Here is a 14,114-nt window from a genome sequence, read left to right on the forward strand (position 1 = left end):
GGCTGACATCCCTCTCGCAGTCATGTAGCGCGGCCGGTCCCGACTAGTGTGGACACCAGACGAGCAGATTTTGCAGATCTGGACCACATCAGCCGGTAGACCGGCCGCTATGCGTCGGACGCCGGAAGGGCTTACATGACTGAACAATTCGCTGTGTGGACCGAGAACGACGCCGAGCAATCGGCCCGTTGGGGTTCGACGAGCAACGCCCCGGCGCCCAAGCGCATCGTCGTCGCCGACGACACGATGAAGGCCGACGACGCCTATCGCTTGGCATGCGAAGGCACGGCGTTGTTGTGGCGCGGAGATTTTCAGAACGCTCGCCAACTGTCGAAGGCCGTCGCGTCGCGCATCGACCGCAAGCCGCGCCGAGCGTCCGACGACCCAGCCAAAGCCTTCCATCTCCACCGGCAGACCCAAGGACGCCGCGCGCAGATCCTCGGTATGCTGCTCATTCCCTTGGATGCAGATCTGTCGATTCCACTCCGGCGAGCCCCGGACGCGCAAGTAGCGTTGACCGAAGCCTTCGGGATTACCGGTGAGCCTTCGGTTCGCTCGTTGCGTGACATCCTCGGCGCGATCGGCGCTCACGAGTGGCACCGCAAAGGTGTTTTCATCGAGGCTCTCGACGCACGAGTGCATCCCGCTTTCGGAGTGTTCTCACCCGTCCGCGGGGAGTATGTCGATCTTGTCGCGTCTGCTTCGCTACCTTCGACGGAATCTGCTTTCGATATCGGAACAGGTACCGGCGTTCTTGCTGCCGTCCTGGCGCGGCGTGGCGTCAAGACAGTGACGGCCACCGACCAGGACCCCCGGGCATTGCAATGCGCGCGCACCAACCTGTCGCGGCTTGGCTACGGCGATCAGGTGAACGTAGTGGAAGCAGACCTCTTTCCCGAAGGCACCGCTCCGTTGGTGGTCTGCAATCCTCCCTGGATTCCGGCCAAGGCCACCTCGCCCATCGAATACGCCGTCTACGACCCCGCTGGAGCGATGCTGAAGGGCTTCCTGACTGGTGTCGCAGCGCATCTGGACGACGGGGGAGAAGCGTGGCTGATCCTCTCGGACATTGCCGAACACCTCGGTCTCCGAACGCGATCCGAACTACACGATCTGATTGCGGCCGGTGGGCTCACTGTTGTCGATCGCATGGACGTCAAACCGACGCACGCAAAGGTCAGTGACCGAACCGATGCGCTTCACGCTGCCCGGGCACGAGAGACGACCTCGCTCTGGCGGCTTCGCCGTCGCTGAATTCATTCTCAGTCAGCGGTATTTCCTTGCCATGAAATGGTAATGAACGAGTAACAAATCGGGTCTAGCTTTCTTCGCAGTCGCACATCGTCACGCACTCCGGAGGAATCTCGATGGAATACACTCTTGCCCGCAACGCAGCCGAAGACCTGACGAAAGGTCTTGGCCGACGCGGATTCATGAGGGCAGTCGCTGCCCTCGGTGCGGGCGTAGGAGTTGCCGGTGTGGCTTCGGGATGCGCGCACTCGAACGCGTTGCCGGCTGGATCGTCCTCCTCTGCACTGCCGTTCGCCGATGGCATTCCGATTTTGCAACCGGGCAGCGGAAACGTCAGTGGCGATCACTATCTGAGTTCGGATCCGTCGGACGTCATGTGGGGTTATGTGCCCAACATCCATACCCGCGAAGTGATGCGGATGAAGTCGGGCCAGACCGTCACGATCGACGCCCTCTCGCACGAGGGAATTCTCGAGGATCAAGGGCGCAATCCTCTCGAATACTTCGGTAGCAAAGGCGTTTCCGAGAAGGACGTGCTCGAGGATGCGATTGCCGTTGCGGCCGAATACAACCGAACCGAACGAAACTTCGACAAGGACGGACCGCACGTCGTCACCGGCCCGGTCTTCGTCGAAGGCGCCCAGCCTGGAGACGTACTCAAGATCGAGACTCTCGAAGCCATTCCCCGCGTGCCGTACGGCGTTGTGTCGAGCAGACACGGCAAGGGCGCTCTCGCCGTCACGGCAGACGGAACCGCTCCGGCGGGAATCACTCTGGACGAAGTCATGCCGCCGGTCGCCACAGACGGGCGCGCAACAAAGGACCCGTTGAAGTACGGCGGTGTTTCCACTTTCACGGCGATCGAAGACGGCCAGGGCGTGATGCCTTTCGGACAGTCGAAGGTGCGGTTTCCCCTGCGGCCCTTCATGGGAATGATGGGAGTTGCCTATTCTGCGGATACAGACCCGACATCCCCGTCGTCGAACTCCATTCCTCCGACCCTGGGCGGCGGAAACATCGACATCAGGCATCTCGGTGTCGGATCAACCTTCTATTTGCCGGTATTCGCTGAAGGCGCCCTCTTCTACGTCGGTGACCCCCACATGGCCATGGGCGACGGCGAGGCAGCGCTGACGGCGATGGAAGGTTCGCTGCGCGGCACGTTCCGACTAAGCGTGTGCAAGAAGAACTCCGGTGAGGCTCCATCGGTGGCTTTCGGATACCCGTTCGCCGAGACCGAGGAGGCCTGGATTCCGATCGGCCTGTCCGACCCCAACGGTTCGGTCGATGGGCAGAACAGTGACCTCAACGGTGCCATGCGACGTGCGGTGGTCAACGCACTCGACTTCCTCGAGCATGATCGCGGTATGGATCGAGCGACGGCCTACGCGTATCTTTCTGCCGCAGCCGATTTCACGGTCTCGCAGGTAGTCGATCGAACCGTGGGCGTCCACGGACAGATCTTCAAATCCCACTTCGAATAGCGGGAAAGCCGATCCGTGTTGTCAGGACGGATCGTCGAAGAGGCTCTGTTGCAAGGGATCGGCAAACAAGCCCATCTGCTCAGGTTGCGGCTTTGCCGGCGTCTCGGTTCGAGAATTGGGCAGGACCACCAGTCGCAAAGCCCCTCGCAGACGGTCGACCATGAGTTCCCACCCGCCGACCTGATCCTCGTATCCCGCAGCCTCTTCGGCGTCTCCGCGACTGTGGGCGTCCACAGCCTGACTACGCAGCTGAATCTGCCATTCGTTGCTGATGTGGAGGAGCTGAAGAATCAGATCGCGATCACGACCACAGACATCGGCTACCGCGTCGAGATCCTCGGCCACGTCCAGATCGAGGTGCAGCAGGGTCTCGAGTTCGGGAGGCAGGTCCTCGGCCGTCAGATCGGGCTGCAGCGAGGAGGAGTCACCGCTCTTGTTCGCGAAGAAGAGGTCTCCGCCGACGCGTGCGGCGAACTCGTCGTCCACGGTACGCAGGAACGACGTCAGGGCGGCGCACGTATCGGTGAGTTGCTTGGGAACGAATGGCGAACCCGCCACCTCGAGGAACACCGACAGACGGTCGTCGATCAAGACGAACTTGATGCGCGACCACTTGCGGTTGAGATCGGCGATGACCTCGGCTGCACGGGTGCGGTTGCTGATGTCCTGAACGAGCGGCGAGAACAACTGCACGTCCATGGACTCGGAAAGTGGACCGACGAACATGACAGTCGAACCGACACGAATGGGTATGTCGCCGTCGCTGTCTCGCTCGGGAAGAGTGCCGAGCATGGGAAGCAAAGCGAGAGTGACCAACTCCTTGAGATGGTCGATGTCGTTGGGCATGTAGGCCGCGGTGGGGTCGAGGGTCGGAAGTTCTGTCGACTCGACGACCGACGGATCGAAATCCGGAGTCTGCTCGTTGCCGGTGAGATCGCTGGATAGAAAAGCCGGGTGCTGCACACCGAACACATCACGGAATGCAGCGACAGTCATCGCTGCGAGCTGATCGGCCCAGTTCTGTGCCTTGTCGACGCAGAAGGCGGGGGAGTTGTTCGGATCCTCGAGATTCTCGGAAGGCGGATTCCAGCCGAGTGCGATCAACTTTTGTTCGTCGGCATCTTCGAGTCGATAGCGTGGATGAAGGAAGTCGTTGGAAGGAACCTCGCAGCGGACTGTGTTCTCGTCCCACACGAGGAACTGAACGCATGGCGCTGCGCCGTCAGCTGGATCGAAGTCGCCGGTGGACGATTCCACGGCAAGCACGTCGCCGTCGACCATGATGGAAATGTGATCGCCGAGGCGACGTTGAAATTCTGCCCACGCCCGGTCGACACTGACATCGAGATCGAAGCCCATTGCGCTCATCAGCCACCTCCTTCCGCAAAAGCTCAGACCTATACGGTATCGCGAGGCTCCGACAATGCTGCTGTCCTTTTCCGGTCGACCGGATTGCAGCGGACCACGAACCGTGACGACGAGGAAGGTAGTCGCAGGTAGATCGGTTATTCGAGAGCGGCGACTGAAGTGTGCCTGTAACCGCCGTCACGCCAGGCGGTGTGCGGGCGAAAGAGCGAGGGTTATCCGGCGAGAACGGGCGAGACCTCGACGACGGGCGGCGTGGATCCGGTCGTGAGAACGGGGGTGGTGCTGGTCTTGGTGGTTGTGGCCGTCGCGGTCGGTGACGAGGTCGCGGTAGCCGACGCAGTTGTCGTGGATGAGACGGGTGTTGTCGTACTGGTGGCCGTCGTAGTCGAGGTGGCGGAGCTCGTGCTTGTCGCGGTCACCACAAGCGGCTGATTACGAGGAGCAGTCGTCTCGTCGGCGATTCGCCAGGTCGGCGTCGGCGGGATGACAACCGTGGGGACTGCAACCGAGCTGTAGAACGCGGCCGGTTCGATCCCGGCGACGGACTCCACGGAAACCGACGAGACCAGAGTGGGAGGCTTCACCACAGGGCCGCCGGCACCGAATGCGCCGGCTGCTCCGCCGAAAACGAGGCCTGATGTCAGAGAAAGAGCGGCCACTGCGACAGCGCCGATCATGACTGTTCTGTCTTTCATGCACACCTGTCCTTCGGGAGCAGTACGGAAGTACTGTAGGCGAAAAGATGCCGCAATGGAGTATCAGGGTCTGCTGGGCGGGACGCGAATCTGTGTGGCGTAGAACACAAAAGGCCCTGGGTGCCGACGCGGACGTCGGCACCCAGGGCCAGGTCAAGCAGTGAATCAGGCGGGGATCGTCAGTACCTGACCGGCGTTGATGAGATCCGGGTTCGGGATGCCGTTTGCATCCGCGATGCGCTGGTACTGGTTGCCGTCACCGTAGAAACGCTCTGCGATCGCCCACAGGGTGTCGCCGCTTTCGACGGTGTAGCTCTGCGCTGCCGGAGCGGCGGGGGCAGGCTCGGGCTCGGGTGCCGGAGCGGGCTCCGGGGCAGCCTCGGCGGCCGGCGCTGCGATTGCAGTGTCCGACGACCACAGAGCATTTCCGCCGGCGGACAGAACGACGTTGCGATCGTCTTGAACCGAGAGGGAGGCACCGTCGTTGCCTGCGGTCTGCGATGCCCACACGGCGTCGGAGTCCTTGTAGATGACGAAGTTTCCGTCAGCCTGCACCTCGGCGCGGTTGGCGCCGGATCCGTTGGTGCCTGCGGCCCAAACAGCCTGTCCGCCCTCGGACAGAACCAGGTTGCCGTCGTCCTGCAAGGTGAGGGTGTATGCGCCGTTGTCGGACTTGAGTTCCTGGCCGACTCCGAGGCTCTGACCTGACTGCAGTGTGCTCACGCTGTCCCTTTCCAAATCTGTTGCGATGACTGTGCCTCCACGATTCCGCTTTACCGTCCAGTTACCTTCTGGCCGTTGGTCTCGTAGGCGACCGAGTGTACGTTACCGAAGAGTACAGAGAATTGTGCAGCGTTGACGGATTGCGTGTCGAGCGTTCGGATCTTGCTGATATTAAGGCGTTTTGGGCGAACGCGCCGCGACATCCTACGCGAAGTTGCACCGTTGCGATGCACTTTCTCTTGAACGGCAGGTGAAATCGGCGCGCTCTCAGCGCATTGTCAGTAACCGCTAGGGCTGTAGCGACTTGCGAGTCTCGTCGTGGAGTACGGCAAGCAGCTCACGCTCGACGTCGGCGAACTCGGGCGAGGTGATCATGTCCAGTTCGCGTGGCCTCGGCAAGGGAACGTCGACGACGCACCTGACCGTTGCCGGCCTCGCCGACAGAACGACCACGCGATCGGACAGATAGATCGCTTCACGAATATCGTGGGTGATCATCAGCACGGTCCACCGGTACTGCTGCCACACGTCTTGTAGCCAGGCCTGCATCTCGGTGCGGGTCAACGAGTCCAGTGCGCCGAACGGCTCGTCGAGCAGCAGGACAGGTTTGCCCTGAACAACGGTGCGCAGCATCGCCGCTCGCTGGCGCATGCCGCCGGACAGTTGTGACGGCCGGGCGTCCTCGAATCCGGACAGTCCGAACGCCGGGAACAACTCGCGAGCGCGCTCGCGTGCTTCCTTCTTGCCGACTCCCTGCACTTCCAAACCGAGGGCCGTGTTGTCCAATACCGAACGCCAAGGGAACAGAAGATCCTTCTGCGGCATGTACGCGGTATGCACCTCGGTGGCTGGTTCGGATTCCGTTGCGCGCGTGCCCACACGGACCGAACCCGCGGTCGGGGATTCGAGCCCGGCCAGGACGTTGAAGATCGTGCTCTTGCCGCAGCCGCTCGGCCCGATCACCGACACGAATTCGCCCGCGTCGGCGCCAAAGGACACCGAATCGAGCACGAGACGCGATTCTCCGGCCGTGTCGAACCTCTTGGTCAGGTCCTGGATTTCGACCATTGCATCCTCGACCATCGGGTCAGTCATGTCCGCGACCTTTCGTTCATCGCCCATGGTGCAACGATGCGCTCGATGGCGAACGTCAGCAAGTACAGCGTGACGCTGATCAACGCGGTCACCAGTACGGCCGCCAACACCAGGTCGGTGCGGAAGGAGTTCTTCTGGGTGCTCATGTAGATACCCAAACCGGAAGTAGCGCCGACGTATTCGGAGAACACCGCACCCACGACCGCATACGTGATGCCGATGCGCAGGGCAGTGAAGAATCGCGGAATTGCCGAAGGAAGGCGAACGTATCGGAACTCCTGCCAGCGAGTGCTGCCCATACTGCGCAGGAGAGCGCCCGCTTCCCGGTCGGCCGCGGCAAATCCCTCGATGAGTCCGATGGTCATGGGGAAGAACGTCGCAAGGGCGATCACCAACACCTTCGGCAACAACCCGAAGCCGAACCAGATGATCATCAGCGGCGCGATGGCGATGATCGGCAGCGTCTGCGAGACGACGAAAAGTGGTACCAGCGCGCGTGACAACCACGGCGAAAAGTCCACGACCACGGCAAGAATCCAGGCCAACACCAATGAAACAGTGAAGCCGACCAACGTGACCTGCAATGTCGACCAGGCGTGGCCGGAGATGATCTCGCGGTTGTCCCACCCCTGGGACAGAACGCGCCCCGGAGACGGAAGTACTTGCGGCCGAATCCCACTGATCTCGACGTAGATCTGCCACGCCGCCACGAGGAGCACCACCACGGCGAGCGCGGGAAGCGCCCGCCGCATGGTCGAGACCAACCGTTCGCTCACGTCAGGACGCGTCGAGATACTCATTGGTGAAGTACTCCGACCAGTCCGGCTTCTGGGTCAACGGCTTCCCGTCGGGCCCGGCGAGCAATCCGTTCTCGAAGAGGAATCCCGAGTAGCCCGACCAGGTTTCGAGATTCTGGGCGCCCACAACGCCGTTGGCGTCTTTCATGTAGTCGGCGGCGAGCATCCGCTGACTCTCACGCACGAGGTCTTCGTCGGTGAATGCTCCGGGGTTCGCGTCGATGAGATCCTGCGCGGCCTGGTCCGGGTTGTCGGCAGCAGTCTGATATCCGCGTTGAACGGCTTTGACGAACTTGCGTGCCTCGTCGGGATGGTCCTTCAACCACTGCTGGTTGCCGTTGATCACGATCGAATATGCATCGGGGAAGCCGTAATCGGTGTACTGGAAGTACCGCATCGGAGTTCCGTTTCGCTCCGCTTCGAGGCCTTCCCAAGCAAAGTAGGAGACGGTGAAGTCTGCCTGGCCCGAGTACACGGCTTCGTACGCGGAAGTTCCGAGCGTGACCGTCGTGAAGTTCCCGGTCCCGCCGTCGTTGCGGATGATCTGCTGCAGCGTTTCGACTTCGCCGGGATCACCGAACCCGGCGTACGTCTTCCCGTCGAGATCACGTGGGCGCGTGATGTCCGCACGATCCGCCTTCACGCCGATGCCGGTGGCGCGGTGCTGAAGTGGCGCGATGACGGACGTCGTAGCGGCGCCGGCTGCACGGGCGAACGTGGCCTGACTCTGTGTGCTGATGCCGAACTCCGCATTGCCGGCATCGACCAGGGTGTCGGGCGAGGTGTTGTTGTACGGCAGGATCGAGACGTCCAGGCCGGCGTCCTCGAAGTAGCCCTCTTGGAGTGCTACGTACAAACCGGTGTGGTTCGTGTTCGGTGTCCAGTCGAGTGCGAACCGAATGGTCCCGTAGGAAGAGCCGGTGTCAGAGGCGCATCCGGTCAGAACTGTGAACGCGGCTGCGATCGCGGCAGACGTGGCAAGCGTGCGGCGCAGCGCCGCAAACGACATCACGACGCCGGCCAAGGCTGCTGGTGGAGTGCGGAATCCCAGAACATCAGCTCATAGCGGCTGGCGATGCGGAATGCTTCACTCATCGCCTCACGCTCTGCCTCGGTGGCAGCTTCGGCCGCAGCATCGACCAGTACGCGGGCCTGCGCCACCGACTCGTGGAATTCGGGTGCGTCGTAGGTCGTGACCCACTGTGCGTACGGATGCGACGGATCGGCGTCGAGTACCTCGCGCGCTGAAGCGGCAAGATCGCGGCCGACCTCGGCGTAGATCCAGAAGCAGGGGAGTACTGCCGCGGCGGAGACCGGGTAAGGCGCAGTTGCTGCAGTCGCCGTCAGATACGAGACGTATCCCAGGCAGGCCTGCGAATGCTCGAGCCTTCCCGATCCCGCTGGAAGAATTCCACCGGTGAGAAGTCCGTCGTGAAGCGCAGATTCCACTGTCGCTGCCGTGGACGCGGAATTCGACCAGAAGCCCGCGGACTGCGGATCCGGGGCATGGGCCGCGACCAGGGACAACGCTTTCGAATACCCCTCGAGATAAAGCTTGTCTTGCTCGATGTACGTGCGGAACGCGTCGAGAGGCAATGTTCCGTCGCCGAGGCGGCGGAGGAACTCCAGGGAGTCGATCGACTCGCGGAGGGCCTTCGTCTCGGCCCAGAGTCGATCTGTGAACCGATCCGTCGACGGCGCTGTGGCCACCGAGTTTTCGGCAGAATTGTATGCAGGCTGCGTAGTAGCCATGACATCCCTTCGTCAGCATTACCTGATCAGGTTCCCGGGTGTGTTCTCAGCCCCGCCCATGCGGAGCACCCCGTGTCAGAACTAGGCGACCTTAACACCGAGGGGTTGCGTACTCGGCGCACACCCGTCCGAGATTGGTAGGTTTGGTCTTGATTGCCACACGCGCGGGTCGGGAGGGGATTCAGACATGGAGACCGACGTTCGACCAAATCTCGGCGAGGACGGAACTCTGGTGATCCGGGCGCGAGGCGGAGAAGCCCGCGGGTATCCGGATGGCGGTGTATTCGCGTGGAAGGGCATGCCCTACGCAGCGGCGCCGGTGGGTGAGCGGAGGTTCCGAGCGCCACAACCCGCACAGCCGTGGGACGGGGTGCGCGACTGTCGTGAGTTCGGGCCGATCGCGCCGCAAGGCCAGAGTCCGGCGGTTCCGATCGATCGGGCCTTCAAAATCGACGAGGACTGCCTGTCGATCAACGTCTGGGCCCCGCGACCCGACGGCACGCCGCGACCGGTGATGGTGTGGATTCACGGCGGCGCCTACTGCCTCGGATCCGCCGCCCAAACGATCTACGACGGCCGTCATCTGGCTGAAACCGGCGACGTCGTTCTCGTCTCCTTCAACTATCGCGTCGGCGCACTCGGATTCCTGGACCTGTCTGCATTCTCCACCGCGGATACTGTTTTCGAATCGAACTGTGGTCTGCGAGACCAGATTGCGGCACTCGAATGGGTTCGAGACAACATCGACGCCTTCGGTGGTGACCCGAGTGCGGTGACCGTGTTCGGGGAGTCCTCCGGCGCAGGATCCATCACGACGCCCATGACCTGTCCGAGCGCCGAAGGTCTGTTCCATCGTGCGATTGCCCAGAGTCCGCCCGCGACCTCCGTCTACGGGGCCGAGCGCGCCAAGACCGTGGCGGAGCGGTTTCTCGAACTGCTCTCGATCGACCCCGAAGACGCAGGCGATCTGCTGACCACAGATCTGGAACTGCTCGTCAAGGCAAGCGATGATTTGGTCAACGAAATTCCGACCCGGATTCCGGGAACTTTGGCGATGGCACCCGTTGTCGATCGCGATCTGGTGCCGCACTACCCGGTTGCGGCTTTCCAGAAGGGTTACGCGCACCGAATCCCACTGATCATCGGTTCCAACAAGGACGAGGCGTCGATCTTCAAGTTCATGAAGTCTCCGCTGATGCCGGTGAGTGCGCAGTCCGTCGAGGCAATGCTCCAATTACTGGCCGACGATCACCCCGACATCTCGGCGACCAAACTTGCCGAGATCATGTCGGCTTACCCTGACCATGCGAAACCGAGTGGCGCGCTGGCGCTTTCACGGGACGCGGCGTTTCGCATGCCGACCCTGTGGATCGCCGACGCGCACTGCAGGCATTCCCCTACGTGGGTCTACCGCTTCGATCACGCGACGCCGATGCTCAAGGCGGCGCGGATCGGCGCGGGCCACGCGACCGAATTACCTTATGTATTCGGCAATTTCGGAACCCTGAACGTCGACCCCACGTTCTGGCTCGGCGGACGGAAGGCCGCGATGGAGGTGGCCGGCCGTATCCAACGGCGATGGTTGGCCTTCGCCAGGCATGCCGTGCCGGCGGCCCTCGACGGCTCGAAGCACTGGGCGCCGTACGAGGAAGAGAAGCGGTCGACGCTGTTGATCGACTCCGCCGACACCCTCGTCAGCGACCCCGATCACGGACTGCGCGTCGCCTGGGGCAACGACGTGATGGGGTTCAACTGACGTCGGTCGAGTGCCGCGGACGATCGAGTTCGCGAAGCACCGGTAGGGAGGCACATACTGCGGCGATCAGGATGATCGGAATCGACAGGGCCACAAAGGTCGACGCGATTCCGAGTTGATCGAGCAGCGGGCCGACCGCGAGGTAGCCGAGCGGGCCTGCGGCGTAGGCCGTCGACGTCATGACACCGACGACGCGTCCACGCATGTGCTCCGGGCTGTGCGTCTGCATGGCGTAGTTGGCGATCGGGCCGACTGGTCCGTAGACGAGGCCCTGCAGTCCGGCAAGTACGAGGATCACCCACAGCGGAGGTAGGAGCGCCATGGCCAGCATCGCTATGCCGAGAACGGCGACGGCAAAAATCATGATCAGCCGCCGGGACATGATCGGCGCCAGTGGGGCGTAGGCGAGAGAGCCGATGATGCCGCCGATCGCCAAGGCCATCAACACCGATCCGAGTTGGGCCGGTTGATCCAACTCTGTGAAGTACACCGGGAACACGACACTCTCCACAGGCATGTAGAGCGCGACGACTGCCATGTCGATCAGCGCCAGGGTGCGCAGCAGTTTGTTGTTCCAGACGAACCGAAGACCGTCGAGTGTGCCGTGCCAGATCGATTTCGGACGGTGTTCGTGTTCGGGCACTCCGGCGCCGGGAAGCCGGATGAAGGCGACCACGACTATCGAGAACACAAAACCTGCCGCCGTGACCCAGAGCGTGTTCACCGCTCCGATCGTTGCGATGAGGACACCGCCGATGCCAGGGCCGATCAGATACGCGACGTTGAAGTTGGCCTCGTACACACTGTTGGTTCGATCGAGCTTCCACTTGGCGGTCCGAGTCGCTGCAGGCAGCATGGACTCCCTCGCCGCCATTCCGGCGGGGTCGAACACGGCGCCGAGTGCGGCCAGCGCCGCGATCACCGGGATCGTCAAGCCCGCGGTGGCCGCGATGATCGGAATCGCTGCAACGGACATCGCAGAGAGAGCGTCGGAAATCATCGACGTTCGACGGCGTCCGAACTTGTCGACGAATGTCCCCGAGAACAGGCTCGACACGAGTAGTGGAATGGCTGCTGCGCCGGCAACTATCGCCGCGTCGGTAGCCTTACCGGTTCGTTCGAGAACCAGCCAGGGGAGCACGACGATGGCGATACCGTTGCCGATCGCCGAGAACAGCGTCGCGAGATTGACCAGTACGAGAGGGCGATAGCTGGGGATAGCTACGTCCGTGGACGCAGGTGGACGCCGATCTGCTGAGGCGACCACGTTCTTTCCTTCCCCGAGATGGTGCCGCCCAGGATTTCGACGACGGCACCATCGACGCTAGCAGCGGGGTCTGCAGGTTCGCGACTGGTTTTTCGCCGGCCGTTCTCGTTCGGTTATGCCTGGTAGACGGGGTTCTCCGCAACAAACTTCTCGACGTACGAGCACGTCGGAAGGATCTTCAATCCCTCGTTCCGGGTCTGATCGAGCGCTTCACGCACCACGATGGCGGCAAGCCCGCGCCCACGAAACTGCGGATAGGTCACCGTGTGGTGGAAATCACGGACGCCGGAATGGTCCGAGTACTCGGCGAAACCGGCGAGTTCGCCGTCGACTCGGATCTCGAAACGCGTTTCCGCGGGATTGTGCGCCACTGTCTCGGTCATCTTCGGGCTCCGTTTCGAAAGGGCGGCCGGTTGCGCCGCGCCGCGTCTGCGTTCTCTGGAGCACGCTACCTGGCAGGCCGTCCGCAATATCGGTTGCCGACGTGGGATCCGTTACTTAGCGCAACTACAACTGGACGACCGTTCAAGGGACCTTCGTCGCCATGGAGAACGAACAAAACTGGTCTGTACGTGCCGATTTGCCCGTACTTTTGTGCCCACAACGGGTGATACATATGCATCACGATCGTAACTATCCCAATATGTGGGACCGGTCACAAAGTTTTTTGTCGTCTGTTCGGATGGATTAAGTGGAGGGCCTGAAACGGGCAAATTGCAGGTCAGCGGCGCGCTGGTTGCGTGTCGATGATGGGTGCGAGTGGCCGGAAACCCCAGGGGTATTGCGTTGGTCATCAGATCGTTTCTCGGACGTGATCCCAAAGACCCGCTCGGGGGGTTAGCGTTTGAATCGTCGGGGATGGAAGAAGCGTTACAACTTCGCCAAAAAAACTTTGGCGTCGCTGCTCAACGGTTCGATTTCGAGTCTTCGTCGGACAACTTCGAGGAAGGAACGCACATGATTTTCGGGCAGCGTGAGTCGAACAGTTACTTTGCCGCAATTTTTTCGTACGACTTCCTTGACGAAGGTCTGGGATACGAGACCATCGCACGGATTCACCGAGGCGAGATCTGCGAATGGATTCGTGATCTCGAGGCTTCCGGGTTGTTCTCGGCTGCGGAAGTCCATGCCGCTGAACTGGCATGGCGCGAAAATCCACGCCTGCTCCTCGACGCCCTTCTCGAGGACGCTGACGAGGTCTCTGTCAAGCGCTGGGAGATCGCGTGGACGAGGCTCGAGCGTCAGTCGCCGGCAGCCGGAACCGCGGTGGCAGAGCACGGCTGATCCGGTCGGGCCGAGTCGACTGCTCAGTCTGCGTCAAGATCAACCGTCTGCGTTACATCAACGGTCGACGAGTATCACCTCGTGATCTGTAAGCACGGTGAATTGCGCGCCCGCCGTGGTCAGGGCCGCAACCGTCCGCGCAGTCACCTGTGGATCTTCGAGTAGCGAATCGCCGCCGTGCGGCACTATCGCGAAGTCGATCAGCGCGAGCCCGGACCAGATCGGGTCGATACCGCACGTTGGCATGACTTCAGCGGGGTCGTCCGACGCGTCCAGCCCGATCAGAGTCGGAGTCGCCAGGCACGCTCCGGCGCTGTATCCCGCATAGGCCACGACGCCTGAACGAACCAGCATCTCGATGACCCTGTCAGCGCCACTTCGAGCTAGCTGAGCTCGCAGGACGAACGTGTTTCCGCCGCGAACCCACAGGCAGTCGAATTCGCGGAGCCGGAGTTCCAGTGCTTCCGATGCACCCAGGAAGTCTCGGACATCCACTTCCTCTGCGGTGAAGCCCGCTGCCCGTAGCGGAGTCAATTCGCTGGTGACTGCTGAACTGCGGGCATTGGCGGGCCACGAATCTGCAGCCGCGGCGATGACCGCGATGCGAGCGCCGCGGCCTACGAGATCGACAAAAGCCTCGCG

14 protein-coding genes and 1 riboswitch are annotated in these 14,114 nt (G+C 62.1%); of the genes, 4 read left to right on the forward strand and 10 right to left on the reverse strand.

Annotation, left to right across the window (positions count from 1 at the left end; translation table 11 throughout):
• The first annotated feature begins 135 nt into the window (after window positions 1–135).
• Together A2J01_RS14925 and A2J01_RS14930 are read left to right on the forward strand one after the other, a co-directional pair.
• Window positions 136–1,254: a methyltransferase gene (locus A2J01_RS14925; protein WP_064113001.1), complete on the forward strand. Its 1,119-nt coding sequence runs from the start codon at window positions 136–138 to the stop codon at window positions 1,252–1,254.
• Window positions 1,255–1,367: 113 nt separating this feature from the next.
• Window positions 1,368–2,735 (forward strand): acetamidase/formamidase family protein, encoded by a 1,368-nt coding sequence (locus A2J01_RS14930; RefSeq protein WP_064113002.1) that lies wholly within the window; start codon window positions 1,368–1,370, stop codon window positions 2,733–2,735.
• A 21-nt stretch (window positions 2,736–2,756) separates the two neighbouring features.
• On the opposite strand, the gene A2J01_RS14935 is transcribed toward A2J01_RS14930, so the two are convergent.
• The 7 genes from A2J01_RS14935 to A2J01_RS14965 form a co-directional block, all read right to left on the reverse strand.
• A complete protein-coding gene (locus A2J01_RS14935; RefSeq protein ID WP_047270244.1) occupies window positions 2,757–4,103 on the reverse strand; it encodes a T3SS (YopN, CesT) and YbjN peptide-binding chaperone 1 in 1,347 nt (448 codons plus the stop codon).
• 212 nt (window positions 4,104–4,315) lie between these two features.
• Window positions 4,316–4,798, reverse strand: a complete 483-nt coding sequence (locus A2J01_RS14940; RefSeq protein ID WP_064113003.1) for a hypothetical protein — start codon at window positions 4,796–4,798, stop codon at window positions 4,316–4,318.
• A 165-nt stretch (window positions 4,799–4,963) separates the two neighbouring features.
• On the reverse strand, window positions 4,964–5,521 hold the full coding sequence (locus A2J01_RS14945; RefSeq protein ID WP_003941373.1) for a LysM peptidoglycan-binding domain-containing protein: 558 nt from the start codon (window positions 5,519–5,521) through the stop codon (window positions 4,964–4,966).
• Between the two features lie 288 nt (window positions 5,522–5,809).
• A complete protein-coding gene (locus tag A2J01_RS14950; protein ID WP_064113009.1) occupies window positions 5,810–6,604 on the reverse strand; it encodes an ABC transporter ATP-binding protein in 795 nt (264 codons plus the stop codon).
• Between the two features lie 8 nt (window positions 6,605–6,612).
• Entirely contained in the window at window positions 6,613–7,416 is an 804-nt protein-coding gene (locus A2J01_RS14955; protein WP_064113004.1) for an ABC transporter permease, read from the reverse strand.
• A complete protein-coding gene (locus A2J01_RS14960) occupies window positions 7,394–8,422 on the reverse strand; it encodes an ABC transporter substrate-binding protein (RefSeq protein WP_064113005.1) in 1,029 nt (342 codons plus the stop codon). The genes A2J01_RS14955 and A2J01_RS14960 overlap by 23 nt, the downstream gene beginning before the upstream one ends.
• Window positions 8,422–9,165 carry a TenA family protein gene (locus A2J01_RS14965; protein ID WP_064113006.1) on the reverse strand — a complete coding sequence of 248 codons (744 nt, stop codon included), beginning with the start codon at window positions 9,163–9,165 and terminating at the stop codon, window positions 8,422–8,424. The genes A2J01_RS14960 and A2J01_RS14965 overlap by 1 nt, the downstream gene beginning before the upstream one ends.
• A riboswitch (TPP riboswitch) is annotated at window positions 9,153–9,248 on the reverse strand. It overlaps the preceding gene by 13 nt.
• A 104-nt stretch (window positions 9,249–9,352) precedes the next feature.
• On the opposite strand from A2J01_RS14965, the gene A2J01_RS14970 reads away from it, so the two are divergent.
• Window positions 9,353–10,921: a carboxylesterase/lipase family protein gene (locus tag A2J01_RS14970; RefSeq protein ID WP_064113007.1), complete on the forward strand. Its 1,569-nt coding sequence runs from the start codon at window positions 9,353–9,355 to the stop codon at window positions 10,919–10,921.
• On the opposite strand, the gene A2J01_RS14975 is transcribed toward A2J01_RS14970, so the two are convergent.
• Together A2J01_RS14975 and A2J01_RS14980 are read right to left on the reverse strand one after the other, a co-directional pair.
• The gene (locus A2J01_RS14975; RefSeq protein WP_050657073.1) at window positions 10,914–12,140 is read right to left on the reverse strand and encodes an MFS transporter; all 1,227 of its coding nucleotides are present in this window, start codon (window positions 12,138–12,140) and stop codon (window positions 10,914–10,916) included. The genes A2J01_RS14970 and A2J01_RS14975 overlap by 8 nt on opposite strands.
• A 161-nt stretch (window positions 12,141–12,301) precedes the next feature.
• On the reverse strand, window positions 12,302–12,571 hold the full coding sequence (locus A2J01_RS14980; RefSeq protein ID WP_007726096.1) for a GNAT family N-acetyltransferase: 270 nt from the start codon (window positions 12,569–12,571) through the stop codon (window positions 12,302–12,304).
• A gap of 574 nt (window positions 12,572–13,145) precedes the next feature.
• Here A2J01_RS14980 and A2J01_RS14985 point away from each other — a divergent pair.
• Window positions 13,146–13,472: a hypothetical protein gene (locus A2J01_RS14985; RefSeq protein WP_003941297.1), complete on the forward strand. Its 327-nt coding sequence runs from the start codon at window positions 13,146–13,148 to the stop codon at window positions 13,470–13,472.
• A 57-nt stretch (window positions 13,473–13,529) separates the two neighbouring features.
• Here A2J01_RS14985 and A2J01_RS14990 read toward each other — a convergent pair.
• Window positions 13,530–14,114, reverse strand: a 585-nt coding sequence (locus A2J01_RS14990) for a Type 1 glutamine amidotransferase-like domain-containing protein (RefSeq protein ID WP_064113008.1), incomplete at its 5' end; no start/stop codon positions are given.

It is taken from the genome of Rhodococcus sp. EPR-134 (assembly GCF_001647205.1).
GTDB lineage: Bacteria > Actinomycetota > Actinomycetes > Mycobacteriales > Mycobacteriaceae > Rhodococcus_F > Rhodococcus_F qingshengii.